This is a genomic window from Luteolibacter yonseiensis (genome assembly GCF_016595465.1).
In the GTDB taxonomy this organism is placed as follows: Bacteria; Verrucomicrobiota; Verrucomicrobiia; order Verrucomicrobiales; family Akkermansiaceae; genus Luteolibacter; species Luteolibacter yonseiensis.
In genome coordinates, this window is sequence record NZ_JAENIK010000004.1 from 667,199 (window position 1) to 685,234 (window position 18,036).

Below are 18,036 nucleotides of genomic sequence, written 5' to 3' on the forward strand. Positions count from 1 at the left end.
TTCGTTTGAATTTAAGCAGATAGGGACTAGTCAAAAACAGCATCACATGCCATCGCCCGGCCCACCGCCATCCCCGAACCATTCAAAATCTCCCGATTCCCTCGTCATGAAATCCCATTTCCTGAAACCATTGTTGGCCTCAGGCCTTTTTCTTGTCCCCGCCATTTCACTTCAAGCGGGCGTGGAAACCACCCTCAAGCTCGACCTCCGCTGCTATTACCAAAAAAGGATCTCCACCTCGAACAGCCATGTCACGGGCGACGTCGAAGCCGTGCGGCTCGACTCCAAACAACTTCTGAAGCTTCTCGCCAAACAAACGGGCTTGAAATATTCCGGAGGTTCGCAACTCCGTGTCGCCACCAGCGGCAAGGTCATCGTCACCGATTCCAAGGGCAACGCCATCGCCGACGTCAGCCGCTACTTCACGGCAACCCTGGCCCAGGATGACTCCATCTTCGACGGCAAGTACAAGCGCGATACACTCGAACAGAAAACAACCAATTATTTTCCCATTTCCTTCACCATCAACCTTCCGGCATTGAAGGGAACGGTCAGCGGGATCGCCACCGAAAAGCTGGATATTTCGAAACCCGACAAATTTGACATCCAGCGTTCCGAAAGCAAATCCTCGGCCAATGTGAACGGCCAAGGCCAGCTCTCGGGAAATGTCGCGTATTTCGACGGCAAGTTGTCGCTCTCAGGCAAGGACGCGGCCATCTTGAAAGACTGATCCCATGACACGCAGCCACGCCACCCTGCTCGCCGGTCTGGCGGTGCTGGCCGCCACCGCGATTGTCATTTCACGCGGCTTAGGCCCATCCGGTGACCCGGGCCGCGCCGCCCGGGCCGGGGCAGTGGAATCCCCGCTTCCGGCAGCTAAAAAAAGCCCGCGCCCGCCTAGCCGGGCCATCCGGATTTCCGCGGATGAAATCCCCGCACCCACGCAACCACCACACCCGGCGGGCGACGAAGAAAATCTGGACTGGATCACCCAGCGTGTCTCCGACCTCAACGAGCTCGCATGGTTCGAGGACGAGGCTTCTCTCCGCCAGATCCTCGGGGAATTGAAGAACCCCCTGCGGGAAATCCGCGAAGCCGCGCTGGAGGCGACCAAAACCTTCGGCAGCACCGCCGCCATACCCACCCTGTCCGCGCTGGCGGAGGAGACTCCTGATCCGGTGGAACAAAAGACCATCAACGAGGTCATCGAGTATCTCAAGGTTCCACCGATGATCGATGAGGACGGCGATGTGACGGAGGGGAATTAACCGAAGTTTTTCACGACCCACATCATCCCTTTACAATTCCGGTGCTCACTCGGTGACAACCGGAACGACCCACCGCAGGCAACCCGCCCGCTCCCCGTCGTTCTGGAAAAAAAACCGAACGACCATGAAAACCCCGACCACCGCCCTGATTCTCGGCATCCTTTCCAGCCTCGCCCCCATTACCCAAGCGAATCCCGGCGGCCCCCACCCGCCGCCACCCTTCCGGGGAGGAAACAACTCCGCTCCGGAGCCCCAGAAGCCGCAGATCGCGGTGGTCGAGGAGGAACTCGGCATCGCCCGCGACAAGTTCGAAACCTATCGCAAGCTCACGTTCGAAGGCTTCCGCTACTATGTGAAATCCGACGAGACGCTGCGTGCCACCCATGCCGCGATCTACCAGAAGATCCAGAACAACACCCTGAACGAGCGCCTCACCGTCACCCAGGCCCGCGCCTTCGTCCTCCAGCTTCTGGAAATTTCCAGTACCCACGTTGAGGCTCCGAACCCCGCGCTGACCGCTGACAATCTCGACGCGCTGTCCAAAAACATCGACACCATCCTGCTCGAGAAAGTGGAAGGCGGCATCCTCACCCCGGACCTGAACCGCCGGGAATGGCTGATGGACGAACTGGTCCATTTCGCGGCGGACAGTTCTGTCAGCGATTCAAGACGTTCCTCTCTGGTAAACCGGTTGGAAGACCTGCTCGCTGCGGAAGACCGTGCCAAGGAAAGCGGAGACCTCAGTGACAACGAACGCGACAAGCTTTTGGAAAATTCCGTGGATACATGGAAAGCCTTCGTCCGTGTTTTCCGGAAGTGAGTCCGGGGAGAGGACGACGGCGGCGGTCAGGTCCGCATCGGCGGCGGCACCTGGCCCCGTGCATCATACGGGGACGGTCGATCGAACGGATAGTCTCCACGGAATGGACGGATTGTCGGCAGCGGTTGAATCGGACGCAAGTTGCTTTCGCCCGCCAATATCTGGCGAAGATTACAGAAACACCTTTTCGGAACTGACGGCGGGACCCAGCCACAGCCGCTCTGAAGGTAGGAGAATGTCAAATCGCCGCAATGGATTCCAAGCGGATCGCCGGGGTTCTCGTCTCGTTGGATTTCTCCAGATCGATCGTGAGATTCAATGACCAGTCGTTCAGATCGTCCGGGTCGATGAGGGTTTGGTGGATCTCCAGGCCGTCGTCGGAAATGTGGGTGTGGCGGGCGTTGCGGGCCTCCGGATCAAGACGGATCTGGTGGCGGGCGGCGTGGTAGGTGTTGAGAAGGACGAGGATGCGCTCGTTCGACCACGGCTTGCCATCGCTGTCCTGGGGGAGGATGAGGCTGAGGGCGGCCTCGGTGTCGTAGCGGGACAGCGCGGTGACGAGGGTGAGGACGTGGTTGCGGAGGTGGCGGGTGAAGGCCTGCTTGTCCTTGGTGTAGGGGATCTTCGCCTTGAAATTGGAGAGTTCGTTTTTGATGGAATCGGATTTATCAACCTTGGCGGCTTCCGGATTTTTCATGGCCTGCCATTCGTCCAACAGACTGGAGTCGGTGTGGCGGACGATGAGTTCGAGGAATGACTCGGCCTCGTGGAGATGCTCGGTTTTCGCATGATCCGGCACGGTCTGGGAGAGGACCTTGTAAACCTCGCCGAGGTGGCGGAGCAGCACGGCTTCGGCACGCTCGAGCTTGTAGGTTTTCACATAGTCCTCGAACGACTGGTAGTTTTCCAACATCTCGCGGGCGACCGTCTTGGGCCGGACGTTCTCGCTGCCGAGGTAGGGGTGGCGGAGCTTGAAAGCGTTGAAGGTGGTGTAGATGAAATCCGCACCGGGCTTCGGCCACTCGACCTGGTCCAGCATCTCGATGCGGTCGTCGTATTCCATGCCCTCGTCCTTGAGCCGGGCCATGAGCTCGGATTTCAGGAGATCGACCTGTTTCCTCAGGACGATGTCCGGATTTTCCAGGATGGACTCGATGAGGGAGATGACGTTGAGCGCGTAATCCTCCGCTTCCTTGTCAAGCTGCGGGATGGCGTCCAACAGGTAGAGGCTCAGCGCGTGGTTGATGGAGAAATCCTCGGGCAGCGAAACATCGACGACGACCTTCCGCGGCCCCGTGCGTTTCGCCGGCGGAATGATGTGGAGGATCTTCGCGCCGATAAGACCGCGGAAGAGTTTGAAGGCATGCTTCTTGAGCGCCTTCTTCTTCGATGGCGGTTCGTGGCTGTCGTCGATGATTTTCTTCAACGCCGCACAGCCATCCTCATGGGTGCGGGAAAGCACGTTGAGCAACGTGTGGTGGTAGACGGAAAAACTGGAAACGAGCGGCTCGGGCGGCGCGGTCTGGAGCTTGGCGAAGGTTTGCTCGTCCCAGTGGACGAAGCCTTTTTCCGGCGGCTTGCGTTTCTCGAAGGATTTCTTCTTGTTCGCCGCCGCCTTGGCCGCGAGCCGCAGGTTCTCGATGATGTGCTCGGGTGCCTGGGCGACGACGTAACCCGTGGTGTCGAATCCCCGCCGGCCCGCACGGCCGACGATCTGGCGGAAATCCCGCACCGCGAGGATCTTGGTACCACGTCCGTCGTACTTGCACAGGCCCGTGAGCATCACGGTGCGGATGGGCACGTTCACGCCGACGCCGAGCGTGTCCGTGCCGCAGACGACCTTGAGCAGGCCGCGGGCGGTGAGCTTTTCCACCAGGAGACGGTACTTCGGCAGCAGTCCGGCATGGTGGATGCCCACTCCGTGACGGAGGATCTTCGAAAGCTCGCGACCATAGGGAGAACGGAAGTCCGCGTCGTCGAGAGCTCGGGCGATGGCTTGCTTTTCCTCCTTGGTGCAGAAGTTGGTGGAGAGCAGGTCCCGGGCGGTGTCCGCGCAGGCGTTCTGGGTGAAGTGGACGAGGTAAACCGGCGAGCGTCCCTGCTCGTTCAACCCGGCGACCTTTTCCTGAAGCTGGGTGGTGGAGTATTCGAATTCCAGCGGGACCGGCCGCTGCTCCGACTGGACGAGGGTGGTCGGCGCGCCTGTCAGGGTGGTGAGCTGCTTGGAGAAAAATGACGAATCGCCGAGGGTGGCGGACATCAGGAGGAAGCGGGCGCGCGGCAGGGTGAGCAGCGGGATCTGCCAGGCGGCTCCGCGGCTGTGGTCGGAATAGTAATGGAACTCGTCCATGATGACATCGTCCACCGGTGCCCGGGCTCCGTCGCGCAGGGCCATGTTCGCGAGGATTTCCGCCGTGCAGCAGATGACGGGCGCGTCATGGTTCACGGTGGCATCCCCGGTAATCATGCCGACGTTTTCCGGACCGAAGACGTGGCAGAGGGACAGGAATTTCTCATTCGCCAGCGCCTTGATGGGCACGGTGTAGTAAGAACGGCGTCCCTGGCAGAGGGACTTGAACTGCATCGCCTGCGCCACGAGGGATTTCCCGGAACCGGTGGGCGTGTTGAGAATCACGTTGTTTCCCGCGAAAAGCTCGAGAATGGCCTCCTCCTGGTGATCATACGGAACAGTGCCGGTCGCCGTGAGGTAATCCAGGAAGACGTTGAGGATATCGTCCGCGGTGGGGTTTTCCGGAAGATTCTTGGAGTTGAGCGGGGCGGACATCGTGACGGGATCATTGAACACGGGACACGACGCGTTGAACATTGAAATCATACAGCGGTCATTCGCTCTTTTCCGCCCCGCGTCCTCCGCTAGACTGGGTCCGTGAACGGCTCCGGAAGATTCGAAACCATCCTGCGCGACGGCACGCCGATCATCGTGCGGCCTCTCGTCCCGGATGACCGCCCCGCGCTGGCGGAGGCCTACCGCCGTCTTTCCCCGGAGGCCCGCTACAACCGCTTCTGGACCCACACCGGCGAGGTCGTCGGAGACAACATGCTCACCCGCGTGCTGCATCAGGATCCTGCGACGCATGTCAGCTGGGCGGTGCTGGATCCCACCCGCGAGTTCAGTCCCATGGGCGGCGCGAGCTGGTGGCGGACCGCCGGCCAACCCGGTGAGGTCGAGATTTCATTCATTGTCCTGGACGACGACCAGCGGCGGGGCATCGGCACGCTGTTGCTCGCGATCCTGTGGCTCACCGCCTTCCGCGCGGGCGCGGAAACGATGACCGGCCACGTCCTCACGGAGAACCGCCAGGCCGCGGGTTGGATGCGGGACTGCGGCGCGCGGGGTGAATGGGACGGCTACAAGCTCTCCTTCCGCTGGGATCTGGACAACCTCGACGCGCTTCCCGAGACACGGGCGGCGGCGGAACTCGCCGGGTGGTTGTCCCGCCTCGCGCCCGGAATCCTCGGATGAACCTTGATGGCGACATCTGTCGTCATTTGCCGCTTGACGCTTATGGCGACATTTGTCTTTAAGTTTCCCATGAGTTCCAAGAAAGCCTCCGTCCTGCCCCCGCTGTCTCCCGCCGAACAAGCGCTCATGGACCAGATCTGGCAGAGGCAACCCGTCACCGTCGGCGAACTGCTCCAATCCGTGAACGAGGGCCGTGACGAACCCATCACGCGAAGCACCTTGCAAACGCAGCTCAACCGCCTGGAGGCAAAGGGATGGCTCCTCACCGACGATCAGGGCCGCGCCCGTCTCTATCGCTCCGCCCCATCTGAAAAAGGCGGGCGCGGAAAAGTCCTCAGCGAACTGAAGCAACGTTTCTTCGGCGGCTCCGGCCTGTCGCTTGTCCGCTGTCTGGTGGAGGAAGGCGGGCTGACCGACGATGAGATGGCGGAACTCAACCAGCTCATCAAAACCCACAGGAAAGGAAACCAGCCATGAGCCTCCCCACCACCTATCTGCTCAATGTCGCGCTGCATGCGGGGATCCTATCCGTTTTCGCCACACTGCTCCTCGCCTTCATCCGCTTGCCCGGACGGCGGTCCTTTGCCGCCATCTCCGGATTGCTGGTTGTCGGACTGCTGCCATGGATCACCGCGCTGCGCCCCTCTCCCACACCCGATGTGTCACCAATTATCCCGGAAGCCCAAGTCGCACCGGCTCCGGCGGAACTGCCGCTCTGGACCATCGTCACCGTGCCGGTCAGAAACGAGGCGGCGGCACCATCAGAACCATACTCCGAGTCCGGGGCGAAGTGGGAACTGCCTGATTTCCCAACAACCGTGATCACACTCTGGGCGACCGGTGTCGGCATCGGTCTCGGTCTGCTCGCGCTCGCCATGATGAGGGTGATGCTCTGGAAAAGATCCCTCAAGCCCCTTGATGACAGCACATGGGACGTGCTCCGGCACATCGTCCCGTCCGGCACGGCACGGACCGATTTTATCATTTCCCCTGCCACCACCAGTCCCTGCGTCATCGGTTTCCTGCGACCCAGAATCGTGATCCCGCATTTTTTGTTAGATGCTCTTTCCTCCGAAAAATTACGTTGGGCCGTGCGCCATGAAACCGCGCACCGTCAGGCGGAGGACTCGCGCTGGATGATCCTCTTCGCCGTCATCCGTTGCCTGAATTGGTGGAATCCGTTGGTCCATCGTCTCGTCGCCGACTGGGCCGCCGTCCGCGAGCAACTGTGTGATCTCCACGCGGCTTCCTCCGCTGGCGACCGAGCGGACTATGGGGAGTTCCTCATCGCCATGGCGCGCCAAACCGACAAGCATCCCTCGCTCGCCGTTTCAATGGCCCGGCGTCTCCATGTCCGGCGGTTGAAACAGAGGATCGTGTGTTTGTTGGATTCAAAGGAGGAGGGTGTGACACCGGTTGGAAGAGGTTTCATCGGCATCAGCCTGGCACTTTCCGTCTGTGCCGCGATGTCTGTCTCGGTTTTGAAAGTCGCAGCGGAAGGGATGCCTCCCGTTTCCCATGACACGCCCGCCGGCGAGACCGTACCCGAGAAAACCGAGGAGCCTACGGTGGAAAAAGCGCTCCAACAGGAGCCGGTTCCGGCACAGCCGGATGTCGATGAATCCGCACCACCGCCGCCGCCGCCACCGCCGGCTCCCGCACGGGCTGGTGGGCAGGTGAAGATCTCCAGCAACTTCGTCTTCATCGATTCTAAAAGTCTGGAGATGGGCCTTGTTCGGGAAAATGTAACCGATGGCGGGCGGTTTTCGACCAGATCACTCTACAGCGAAGGTCAGATTCAATTGATTTTCCGAGGCCTAGAGCGGATGAAAGGATGCCACATCATGACATCACCCAGTGTGTGTGCGAAGTTCGGACAAGAATCGATGATTGAAATCATTCGCGAAATCGCGGAGCCGCCGGGCCGGGTCTCCAAACGAAATCCGGACTCCGGCGATCCTTACGTCGGCATCAAAATGCACAATTCGTCCGAGTTCAGCGAGGAAATCCCCGGTAATGAGGTAGTCCCCGCACAAGCCGGTCCCAGTATCGTGATGGAGATCAGTCAAACCGTGGACTATCATTACATCCCCGGGCGGTTTCAGCCCGTCGTCGAGTTCGTGCGTTCGAAAGCAACCCTTCCCAAAGGAATCAGTCCGACCGATATCAAAACGGTCAAACGGACGATCAAAGGCCGGTTGGCCAGTGGCTTTACGGTCTGTACCAATCTGGGTGAAGTCGAGCCCGGCAGGTCCCTGATCATCTTTACCAGAATGGATGCGATCGATGCCACTGGAAGGCGGCTGGACGGCTTGGAAAACCCTTCTCCAAACTATACCAACTGGGCCGGGTCGGCTGAACCTGGGGAACCGGCCCGGTATCCAAGCCTGCACCCGGATGAAATTCCCTCGGCGAAGGTGAAGGGCCGTGTGCGCATCAGCGGCACGCAAATCGATCTGCCACGCGATCCCACGCTTCCCGAGGATGCGAGGAACTTCAAAATGCTGCTTCCCTCCGATGATGAGGCGCTCAATGCGCTTGCCAGACATTACGGTCTTGAAAAACGCCGGCTCAAGCAGGTGGTGATACCCACGGCCCAAGCTCACATTCCGTGGCCGGAATTCCCTGGTATCAACCTGTCGGTCCTCTTGTCGAAAAAGTTCCGGAAGATCACTCTTTCCAACGATTCCGAAGGAAACGGTTCGAGCGTCATGGGTATGACGTCCGGGCAAGCGGCTGCCATCGATGTGGCGAGCGGGGACCCGTCGATCGAAAGGCGGATCTTCATCACGGTGGAGATTGTGGAATGAACCAGCGGAGGGTTGACTCCGTCTACCCGCATTGTCTGGTTTTTCGTCAGGTGGAAGTGCCGGACAGGTCGGACACCTTCCGATTCCTCCGGCTTGACTCTGGGTCCACCCCCTTCTGCATGATTGATTCCGGCGAAAACTTCCCCATCTTCATCCCGTATGGAGCGCATCATGAACTCATCATCGGCACCGGGATTCGGACGGCGGGCATTTTTAGGCGGAATCTTCGCCGCCACGGCGGGTGGCGTGGTGCTGGGGCAGGATGCGAAGCCGGCGCCGAAGCCGAAGGAACATGGCAACGCAATCGTCTATCAATTCAAGATCGGTGAGTTCGACGCGTGGTCGATCAGCGATGGCCACATGCTTTTCCGCGGACCGCTCGATCTCATGTGGCCGCGCGAGGACCAGCCACAGATGAAGGAGTGGCTGGAAAGCCACGGCGAGCGGATGGATGGCATCCCGCTTTACGTGAACATCCTGGTGGTCCGGATCGGCAAGGAAATCGCTTTGTTCGACGCCGGGTTCGGCGAGCGGGACAGCACCAACATCGGCTGGTTGCAGGATGGCTTGAAACAAGCGGGTATCGCACCCGAGCAGGTGACGGCCGGATTCCTCAGCCACTCCCATGCGGACCACCTCGCCGGGTTTGTGGCGGGTGGGAAACCCGCCTTTCCGAACGCGGCCTTCTATTACCTGCCGGAGGAGTATGATTTCTGGCACGCGAAGGAGCCGGATTTTTCCAAGACCAAACGCAACCGCGCCGAGCTGCCGGGCATGATCAGGGAGGTCTGCGGCCAGTTCGACATTCTCAAGGGCGTGTCACAACCGGCCAAGGCGGGCACCCAGTTCTTCAACGGCGCGGTGACCATCGAGGCGGCCCCCGGACACACGGCGGGCCATGCGATCTTCCGCATCAAGTCCGGGAACGAATCGCTGCTGCATCTCATGGACCTCTCGCACCACCATGGGTTCATGTTCCACAATCCCAACTGGTACATCGCCTTCGACCACGACCCGATGCAGTCGATCGACACGCGGAAGAAAGTATTCGCCCAAGCCGCGGCCGAACGGACGAGATGTTATGGATTCCACGTGCCGTGGCCGGGGATCGGCCATGTGCTGCCGGTGGGAGAAGGCTACCTCTGGCATGCGGAACGATGGAGCTGGGGAAGCTGAATCAAACCACCATCCCGATCTCCCATGCATGCCGTGGTGGCGGCTCGCGCGGAGGACCACCTCATTCAAACCGGTATTTCCCATCAGCCGCCGTGACATCCGGCGGGATGTGGTTTTTCTCGAAGAGGTCATAACCTTCCTTGAGATTTTTCCAGAACTCCGCATGCGGGCTGGCCGCGGATGCCGCCATCGCTTCCTCCGTCATGCGGAAGGGGAAGATGTGCACCCGGAAAAACGGCAGCCCGCCTTGATGGGCGGCGGAACACAGGGTGTAGATCTCCTCGATCTTCTCATCCGTCATCGCGAGGCAGCCGATGGAAATGCTGTTGCCATGGATCATGATGGCGCTTCCCGTGCGGTCGAGGGCGGCATCATAGCTGTTGGGAAATCCGATGTTGAATGCGAGATGGTACTGGCTGTCCGGCTTCATCGCGGCGGGCGGGACGAAATAAAATCCTTCCGGCACCTGGCCATCGCCCTCCGCAAGCTTCGGACCGAGGTCGCCGGAGGTCCCGGCGATGTGATAGCTGCGGAAGAGATCGTATTTTTCCGTCGACCGATTCAGGACGAAGAGCTCGAGCACCCGCTCCCGCTTGAGCGCGCGGAGAAACACCGGAGCGCCGAATTCCAGACCGACGGCCGCAAGATCGCGCTTCAGTCCCGGACTCACATTGGCAGCGGCGGCGGCGGCTCGCCGGGGTCCGGCGGGAATGGTGTGGTCGATCACGGGAGTGGGTTGCTTTTCCTCGCACGAAGCCAGCGAAAGCAGGCCGGACAGTGTGAGGATGACGAATGGTTTCATGGAAGAAATGGACTCCTGCACCATCCTCCGGCTTCCCGGCATTGGCAAGCCCACAGGACCGTGCAAGGCTGCGGACATGACGCTCAAGCCCCTCGGCGATGCCGCATGGTTGGTGGAATTTCCCGATCTGACGGGCGAGGCGGCGCTTGCGCGGGTGACGGGGTTGGCCGTGGCCTTGCGAGAGAACAAGATCGGAGGAGTAACGGACATCGTTCCATCGTTCGCATCCGTCGCGGTGCACTTCGACACGGTGGACGGGCTGGCGGTTCGTGAATGGATCCGTACGACGGAATTCACGGACAAGCTTTCCACGGGCGAGGAGAAATTGATCCCGGTCCGGTACGGCGGTGAGGACGGGCGTGATCTGGCGGGTGTGGCGGCCGCTCTGGGTTTATCGTCGGACGAGGTGGTTTCGCTTCACAGCGGTGCGGATTACACGGTGGCGGCGGTGGGATTTTCCCCCGGATTTCCTTACCTGTCAGGCTTGCCCGGGCGGTTGCGGCTGCCACGGCTTGCGACGCCACGACAGAGCGTTCCCGCGGGATCGGTGGCCATCGCCGCGGGACAGGCAGGCATCTATCCATCCATCTCGCCCGGTGGCTGGCATTTGTTAGGCAGAACGGATGTGACGTTGTTTGACGTCCATTCGCCCCGTCCTTCATTTTTCCTGCCGGGGGACCGGGTGCGGTTTTGTCCGGTGGATCGGATCACTCCGGTGAAAGAGAGCACGCCGACGACGGGCCAAAGACGGATGGGGACGGTCGAGGTCATCCATCCCGGCGGACTGACAACCGTGCAGAATCCCGGCAGGCCGGGCCATGAATCGTCCGGCGTCAGTCCCGGCGGTGCCGTGGACCGCGAGTCGCTGCGCATGGCAAATCTCCTGGTGGGCAACGACGAGTCGGCGGCCTGTTTGGAATGCTGCGTGAGCGGACCGATTTTGAAATTTCACGAGGCAACGGCGGTCGCCCTGGTATCCGGCAACGGGCGGCCACGGCGCGTCGCTGCAGGAGAGACGGTGGATTTTTCCAAACCCGCCGGCGGCGTCCGCTCCTATCTCGCCATCGCCGGCGGGATATGCGTGCCTGAAATCCTGGGCAGTCCGGCGACCGATGTCAGGGCCGGATTCGGCGGAATGATGGGACGTCCGCTGCGTGCGGGGGATTTGTTGGAAATTGGAACACCGGGACGGATTCCCAGGTGCGGTGACTGGCATGTCGGGCGGGCCGCGGACAGGAAGGTGATCGAACTGGGATTTCTAACAGGAGTTCAGGAGGATTGGTTTTCCGCCGAGGCAAGACAGCGGTTCCGCTCGGAAATCTACCGGCTCACGCCGAGGTCGGACCGGATGGGCGCACGGTTGTCCGGTGCGGGGTTGGAGCTCTGCGAACCACGCGAGATGATTTCGCAGCCGGTGGCTTGCGGCTCGGTCCAGGTGCCGCCGGATGGACAGCCGATCGTCCTGTTGGCGGAGCGCCAGACCATCGGCGGGTACCCGCAGATCGGGCATGTGATCTCCGTGGATCTGCCGAAACTGGCGCGTGCGTGGCCTGGCACGGAAGTGAGATTCCGCGAAGTGACATGGGAGGAAGCCCGGCAGGCGCGCGAATTGGCGGAACAGGATTTCAAGTGGTTGCGGACTGGAATTGACCTGCTAGCATGACGGTCATGCGATGGATCGACTTGAATGCGGATCTTGGGGAAGGTGGTTCCGAGGATGAGGCGCTGATCGGCTTGGTCAGCTCCGCGAACATCGCCTGTGGCGGTCACGCGGGTGATGAGGAAACGATGCGGCGCTCGATCCGGTGGGCGAAGGAAGCGGGAGTCGCGATCGGTGCCCACCCGGGTTACAAGGACCCCGAGCATTTCGGACGGAGGGCGATGGTCCTGCCATTGGAGAATATCACGGAACTGGTGGCGGAGCAGGTGGGGAAACTCGCCGCCCTCGCCGCCGAGGAGGGAGCCGAACTCCACCATGTGAAACCACACGGAGCGCTCTACCACCAGGCAGGCCGTGACGCGGCGCTGGCCGCGGCGGTGGTGGAGGGAATCCTCAAGGTGTCGCCGGGGTTGATCCTGTTCGCCCAGCCGGGAAGCGAGCTTGCGCAGGCCGCTGAGCGGGCAGGCGTGAAAATTTGTACCGAAGGATTCGCCGACCGCCGTTACCGCGACGACGGCACGCTGATGCCCCGTGGCGAACCGGGTGCGGTGATCAAGGAGGTGAACGAAGCGGTGGAGCAGGCGATGGCGCTTGTTTCCGAAGGACGCATGCAGACGCTCTGTATCCATGGCGATGGTACGACGGCTGCGGGGATTCTGAGCGAGCTCCGCAGGACGTTGGAGGCCGCGGGGGTTACCGTGCGACCTGCTGTCAGGTAAAAGCCGCTACACCGCCGCCAGCTTCGGGATCGAGGCCAGCAGCCGCTTCGTGTAATCCGCCTGCGGGTTGTGGAAAACCTCTCCGGCGGGGCCGGACTCGACGATCTTTCCCTTGTACATCACGGCGATGCGGTCCGCGATGTAGTGGACCACGCCGAGGTCGTGGGAAATGAAAATCATGGTGAGATCGAGCTCTTTCTGCAGTTTCTTGATGAGATTGAGGATCTGGGACTGGATGGAAACATCCAGCGCGGAAACCGGCTCGTCCGCGATGATGAGCTTCGGTTCCGGAGCAAGGGCGCGGGCGATGGCGATGCGCTGGCGCTGGCCGCCGGAGAATTCGTGCGGGTATTTCCGCATCACCTTGGCGTCGAGCCCTACGGTGGCCATGAGCGTCTCCACCCGGCTGAAAAGAGCGTCGCCCTTGAGCTGGGGGTGACGCTGGCGGACGGCCTCGGCAAGCGTGGAGAAAATCGTCATCCGTGGATTCAGGGATGCGTAGGGGTCTTGGAAAACCATCTGAAAATCCAGCCGCCGCCGCCGCACTTCCGCAGGAGGGAGATTGGACAAGTTTTCCCCATCGAGGATCACCGTGCCCGATGTCGAAGCGATCAACTGCATGATGGTGCGCGAAAATGTCGATTTTCCGCAACCCGACTCACCGACAAGGCCGAGGATTTCTCCCTTTTCAAGGTTCAGCGTTACTCCATCCACCGCGCGGACGACGTGCTTGCCGGGCGAGAAAAAAGTCCCGGTGCGTTGGGTGAAATGGGTTTGGAGGTCTTTGATTTCCAGATACGACACGACTTGAACGATGCATGAAGTGGGCCGGATCGCACGGCTTTTTTCAGGGAAACGATTTTGTCCGATCGCCTTGGATGCCCCGCATGTCTGGCGTGGTTCATGAAGAAGGACGGACGGTTTGAAAAACCGGCTTCAAATCAACTGGTTGTCTTTTTCACCAACGATCCCGTGATGTCTTCCTTATCCAAAAAGATGGGAATCGAGTATTCGTTCCGAACGCGCTCGACGGATTCTTGAAGTGTCCCGTTTCGCTCCGCCTCCCGGGCATCTTCCGGTGATTTGAATATCAATTCGACATTCGGTGCCCGGAATCGGGGAGAGAGGACGAAATCGGGTCGTCCGGGGGAAGATTCACCGAAGATCCCACTCACGATGGCGGACATTTTCCGACGCTCTTTCCGTTCGTTGGCGCTCACAATTCTGGAAACCACCAGCTGAAGTAAAAGCAGCATCCCCGGAATTCCCAATGTGGGATGCCCTTGAACCGCCAAATAGAGCAGCACAACCGATAGAATCGCTGAAAGCGCCTCAATCAAAGGCTTGATCCGTCTGACATCGAGTCTCATTTACACGCATCATATCCATAATCGTCTTGCTATCAATGCTTTTTGAAAGCATCGATCAAAAAGAACTTCAGCCCGCGACGGGGCGCTCGAATCCACTCAAAGGAAGGATTCCGTCACCTCAACTGAAACGCGGGAAGTTCGATCTCCAACATTCGACCGGGTGCGAACGCGCTTGAGCATTTTCACCATTTTAAAGAGACAAGATTGCGCCCCGGTGGCATTTAAGCGACAAGAAGTCGCCGCCCATGACCCAGCTTTTGATCGAACCTGCCCGCCGCACCGGATGCGACGACATCCCCGCGCTTACCGAAGTACTGCGCACCGCCTCCCAACGGCAACGCTCGCCCATTGATGATGTGCTGGATGCGAACGTGGTGGATGAGGAAAAGTACATGCGCGAGCTGGCTTTCGATCTCGGCATCGAGTGGTTGGACAGCATCCCGAATCCGGAAGTACCACTCCCACTGCGTGAGGCTTGCGGGCCCCGGCTGGCACTGCGGCACAGGCTTCTGCCGGTGGAAATTTCCGGCGAAGAAGGTCACAAGCGGCTGAAGGTCTGCACGTTCGACCCTTTCAATCTCGTCGCCCGCCAAGCGGCGGCCCAAGAGCTTGCACTGCCCATCGACTGGTGCATGGCGTCCCGCAAACGGCTCTACGAAGCGCTCCGCCGCTTGTACGGTGTGGGTGCCGACACTTTCGAGCAGATCCTGGAAGGCCGGGATTTCGACTACGACCAGATCGAAAACGGCGAGGATGAGGCCAACGTCATCGACAATGACGACGACGAGGAAGCCTCGGTTGTGAAGTTCGTGAACCAGATCCTCCGTGAGGCTCTGGACCAGCGGGCGACGGATATCCACGTCGAGCCGCTTGCGACGAATCTCCGCATCCGTTACCGGATCGACGGTCGTTTGATCGAGGTCGCCGTGCCGGAAAACATCAAGGCGTTGCAAAGCTCGGTCATCGCCCGTTTGAAAATCATGGCCCGCCTCGACATCGCCGAGCGCCGGGTGCCGCAGGACGGACGGATCAACCTCCAGTTCGAGGGCGCGACCATCGACGTCCGCGTCGCCACCGTGCCGACCGTCGAGGGCGAGAGCGTCTCCCTGCGTCTCCTCAACCAGGAAAAATTCAACATCGCCAAGCTCGGCATGGAATCGTTCGTCCTGAAAAAGATCGAATCCATCCTACACCTGCCGAACGGCATCATCCTGATCACCGGTCCGACCGGATCGGGTAAATCGACCTCGCTGTATTCCTTCCTCACCGAAGTGAACCACCCGGAGCGGCGGATCGTCACCGTGGAAGACCCGGTGGAAAACAAGCTCACCGGCGTCATGCAGATCGCCGTGAAGAACGAGATCGGCCTGACCTTCGCCACCGCGCTGCGTTCCATCCTGCGGGCGGACCCGAACATCGTGATGATCGGGGAAATCCGGGACCTCGAGACCGCGGAGATCGCCATCCGCGCCTCGCTCACCGGTCACTTGGTTTTCTCCACGCTGCACACGAACGACGCGATGGGCGGCATCAGCCGTCTGGTGGACATGGGGGTGGAACCCTTCCTCGTCTCCGCCGCGGTGCGTGCGTTCCTCGCCCAGCGTCTCGTTAGAAAACTCTGCCCTGCGTGCAAGGTTCCGCGCGAGGTGAGCGAGCAGGACCGCCGCGATCTCGGCATCCCGCTGCACATCACCGGACAACCTTACTCGCCGAAAGGTTGCGACCGCTGCCGGAATACCGGATTCGCCGGACGACTCGCCATTTACGAAGTCATCCTTCTGACTCCGCCGATGCAGGAGCTGGTCGCCCATCGCGCCCAGGCAGTCGAACTCCGAGCCCAGGCGGTGCGTGATGGCTACGTCCCCATGCGCGAATACGGCTGGCACAAGGTGATGAAGGGTGAGACGACCATCGAGGAGGTCATTTCCGTCACCTCCTCCGACATCGGCGGCGCGGAATAAAAACCGATCATCGGAACCACGGCTCACTGATCCCCCGGCACTTTCCCAACCATGCCTCTCTTCGCATACAAAGCCCTCGCTGCAAACGGCTCCGTCACCACCGGAGAAATCGATGCGGCGGATCGCCCGGAAGCCTTGCGTGTCCTGGATAAAAAAGGACTCCAGCCGGTCAATCTCAAGGAGACCGCCGCACCGGCGGCTCCCAAGAAGGCGGCCCAGGGGGCGAAGTCGAAACCGGAGCCAGCGGAAAAAGCAAAGCCCAAGGCCGAAGACAAGGAAGCGCCGATCCCGGACGGACCGATCAAGCTCAAGCGTGCGGAAGTCGTGCTCTTCACCGAGGAACTTTCCGACATGCTCGGTGCCGGCCTCCAGCTTGAGCCGGCCCTCAAGTCGATGGAAAGCCGCCAGGAACTTGGAAACCTCAAGGCCGTGTCTTTCAAGATCCGCCAGATCGTGCGGGATGGTGTGAATTTCTCCGTTGCCCTGAAAAAAGTCAGCCCCAGCTTCGGCCCGTTGTACTGTTCGCTGGCGGCGGCGGGCGAGGCTTCCGGCGCTCTGGACGACATTCTGAAGCGCCAGGCGCACTACCTCAAGACCCTCGCGGAACTGCAGGCCCGCCTGATCCTTGCGATGATCTATCCGGCGTTCCTCATTCTCGCGGGCATCGGCGTTTCGATCGTTTTCGTCACCACCCTCATTCCGCAGCTCACCCAGCTTATCAAGAGCAGCGGCGGGGAAATCCCTCTGGGCGCGGCCATCCTCATCGGCGTATCCAACTTCCTCAGCAAGTGGTGGCTCGTGGTGCTGCTGACCGGCATCGCCAGCTTCATCTTTTTCAAGGCCTGGAAGGACAACGAGGCGAACAAGCCGACATGGGACCGCATCAAGCTCAAGCTGCCGCTGGTCGGTGCCGTCATCACCAGCCGGTTCTATGTACAGTTCCTGGAGACGATGGCCAACCTCGTCGGAAACGGACTGCCGCTCCTCCGCTCGCTGGAACTCTCGCGCGACGCCACCCAGAACCGTTCGCTGCGTGGCGCGCTGGACCAGGTCATCGCCCAGGTTGGTGACGGCCGCTCGTTCTCCAAGGCGCTCATCCGGAACGGCACCTTTCCCGCCCTGCTCATCGACATGATTTCAGTGGGCGAGCAGACGGGAAAAATCGACCAGTCCCTGCGCCGCGCCGCAGAGAGATATGACAAGGAGCTTGATAAGAGCCTGCAGCGCATCATGGCGCTCGTCATGCCGGCGGTGCTCATCGTCATGGCGGTGCTCATCGGCGCGATGGCCTATCTGATGATCACGTCCATCTTCCAGACGATGTCGAAGATGCAGTGATTCCGGCCTGTCAGGGGCCGTTCTCGGGAAGAACCGCCGTTTTTTGAAATTTCGGAAAGACAAAGTGTTCCGACGCACGTTATATCCGGCCCGGGACGAGCATAACCCGCCCTTTCCCCAACAACCACCGGGCGGATCCGACGATGGAATCTAACACATTCTAACGGATCATCCGGTGTCCCGACCCGCACATGCACCGCCTACCTTCCCAACACGCTGTCACCCGTTTCAAGGTCGCCTCCTGGCTGATCGTTCTTCTCTTCCTGCTGCTGTTGGCGACCTCCGGCCTCCTCGTGCATTCCCTCGTCACGGCGGACAGGGAACTGGCCTCCCTCGCGCTCGGGCTGATGGGCGGCACCGTCGCCGTCGGCATCACCCAGTGGGCCGTGGCCATCCGCGCGCGCTGCCCGCTGTGCCATGCCAAATCCATCGCGCGGAACGGTTGCTCGAAACACCGGAACGCGCGCGCGCTTCTCGGCAGCTACCGCCTGCGCGTGGCTCTGAGCATCATTTTCCAGAACAAGTTCCGGTGCCCGTATTGCGGCGAATCCACGGCGGCGAAGGCGAGGGGCCGGTGAAGTCCGCCGGACCGGGCGGTGGCCCGCCGCGGTCCGGACGGTTTTGAGGA

Annotated in this window: 16 protein-coding genes; 12 read left to right on the forward strand and 4 right to left on the reverse strand. The window is 60.7% G+C overall.

All coding sequences use genetic code 11. The features are described 5' to 3' along the window. Positions 1–106: 106 nt before the first annotated feature. The 3 genes from JIN84_RS04380 to JIN84_RS04390 all read left to right on the forward strand — a co-directional run bounded on the left by JIN84_RS04380 (position 107) and on the right by JIN84_RS04390 (position 2,088). Positions 107–730 carry a hypothetical protein gene (locus JIN84_RS04380; protein ID WP_200349788.1) on the forward strand — a complete coding sequence of 208 codons (624 nt, stop codon included), beginning with the start codon at positions 107–109 and terminating at the stop codon, positions 728–730. Positions 731–734: 4 nt separating this feature from the next. Then, positions 735–1,268: a HEAT repeat domain-containing protein gene (locus JIN84_RS04385; RefSeq protein WP_200349789.1), complete on the forward strand. Its 534-nt coding sequence runs from the start codon at positions 735–737 to the stop codon at positions 1,266–1,268. A gap of 124 nt (positions 1,269–1,392) precedes the next feature. Further along, complete coding sequence (locus tag JIN84_RS04390; RefSeq protein ID WP_200349790.1) at positions 1,393–2,088, forward strand: hypothetical protein; 696 nt, start codon at positions 1,393–1,395, stop codon at positions 2,086–2,088. 238 nt (positions 2,089–2,326) lie between these two features. On the opposite strand, the gene JIN84_RS04395 is transcribed toward JIN84_RS04390, so the two are convergent. After that, complete coding sequence (locus tag JIN84_RS04395; protein ID WP_234043178.1) at positions 2,327–4,924, reverse strand: DEAD/DEAH box helicase; 2,598 nt, start codon at positions 4,922–4,924, stop codon at positions 2,327–2,329. 51 nt (positions 4,925–4,975) lie between these two features. On the opposite strand from JIN84_RS04395, the gene JIN84_RS04400 reads away from it, so the two are divergent. The 4 genes from JIN84_RS04400 (at position 4,976) to JIN84_RS04415 (ending at position 9,558) form a co-directional block, all read left to right on the forward strand. Then, positions 4,976–5,572, forward strand: a complete 597-nt coding sequence (locus JIN84_RS04400; RefSeq protein WP_200349791.1) for a GNAT family N-acetyltransferase — start codon at positions 4,976–4,978, stop codon at positions 5,570–5,572. A gap of 69 nt (positions 5,573–5,641) precedes the next feature. After that, the gene (locus JIN84_RS04405) at positions 5,642–6,049 is read left to right on the forward strand and encodes a BlaI/MecI/CopY family transcriptional regulator (protein WP_200349792.1); all 408 of its coding nucleotides are present in this window, start codon (positions 5,642–5,644) and stop codon (positions 6,047–6,049) included. After that, the gene (locus tag JIN84_RS04410) at positions 6,046–8,382 is read left to right on the forward strand and encodes a M56 family metallopeptidase (RefSeq protein ID WP_200349793.1); all 2,337 of its coding nucleotides are present in this window, start codon (positions 6,046–6,048) and stop codon (positions 8,380–8,382) included. The genes JIN84_RS04405 and JIN84_RS04410 overlap by 4 nt, the downstream gene beginning before the upstream one ends. A 171-nt stretch (positions 8,383–8,553) precedes the next feature. After that, positions 8,554–9,558 carry an MBL fold metallo-hydrolase gene (locus JIN84_RS04415; RefSeq protein WP_200349794.1) on the forward strand — a complete coding sequence of 335 codons (1,005 nt, stop codon included), beginning with the start codon at positions 8,554–8,556 and terminating at the stop codon, positions 9,556–9,558. Positions 9,559–9,619: 61 nt separating this feature from the next. Here the strand turns inward: JIN84_RS04415 and JIN84_RS04420 are convergent, their stop codons facing one another. Next, positions 9,620–10,360 (reverse strand): murein L,D-transpeptidase, encoded by a 741-nt coding sequence (locus tag JIN84_RS04420; RefSeq protein WP_200349795.1) that lies wholly within the window; start codon positions 10,358–10,360, stop codon positions 9,620–9,622. On the opposite strand from JIN84_RS04420, the gene pxpB reads away from it, so the two are divergent. After that, on the forward strand, positions 10,359–12,023 hold the full coding sequence (gene pxpB / locus JIN84_RS04425; RefSeq protein ID WP_200349796.1) for a 5-oxoprolinase subunit PxpB: 1,665 nt from the start codon (positions 10,359–10,361) through the stop codon (positions 12,021–12,023). The genes JIN84_RS04420 and pxpB overlap by 2 nt on opposite strands. Continuing rightward, positions 12,020–12,739 (forward strand): 5-oxoprolinase subunit PxpA, encoded by a 720-nt coding sequence (locus JIN84_RS04430; RefSeq protein WP_200349797.1) that lies wholly within the window; start codon positions 12,020–12,022, stop codon positions 12,737–12,739. Before pxpB ends, JIN84_RS04430 begins: the two co-directional genes overlap by 4 nt. A 6-nt stretch (positions 12,740–12,745) precedes the next feature. On the opposite strand, the gene JIN84_RS04435 is transcribed toward JIN84_RS04430, so the two are convergent. Together JIN84_RS04435 and JIN84_RS04440 are read right to left on the reverse strand one after the other, a co-directional pair. Then, on the reverse strand, positions 12,746–13,543 hold the full coding sequence (locus tag JIN84_RS04435; RefSeq protein WP_200349798.1) for an ATP-binding cassette domain-containing protein: 798 nt from the start codon (positions 13,541–13,543) through the stop codon (positions 12,746–12,748). A 137-nt stretch (positions 13,544–13,680) separates the two neighbouring features. Continuing rightward, positions 13,681–14,109, reverse strand: a complete 429-nt coding sequence (locus tag JIN84_RS04440) for a hypothetical protein (protein ID WP_200349799.1) — start codon at positions 14,107–14,109, stop codon at positions 13,681–13,683. A 245-nt stretch (positions 14,110–14,354) separates the two neighbouring features. Here JIN84_RS04440 and JIN84_RS04445 point away from each other — a divergent pair, with 245 nt between their 5' ends. The 3 genes from JIN84_RS04445 (at position 14,355) to JIN84_RS04455 (ending at position 17,986) form a co-directional block, all read left to right on the forward strand. Next, complete coding sequence (locus JIN84_RS04445; RefSeq protein WP_200349800.1) at positions 14,355–16,070, forward strand: GspE/PulE family protein; 1,716 nt, start codon at positions 14,355–14,357, stop codon at positions 16,068–16,070. Positions 16,071–16,121: 51 nt separating this feature from the next. Then, positions 16,122–17,408 carry a type II secretion system F family protein gene (locus tag JIN84_RS04450; RefSeq protein ID WP_200349801.1) on the forward strand — a complete coding sequence of 429 codons (1,287 nt, stop codon included), beginning with the start codon at positions 16,122–16,124 and terminating at the stop codon, positions 17,406–17,408. A gap of 191 nt (positions 17,409–17,599) precedes the next feature. Further along, positions 17,600–17,986, forward strand: coding sequence for a hypothetical protein (locus JIN84_RS04455; protein ID WP_200349802.1), 387 nt, complete (start codon positions 17,600–17,602; stop codon positions 17,984–17,986). Positions 17,987–18,036 lie beyond the last annotated feature (50 nt).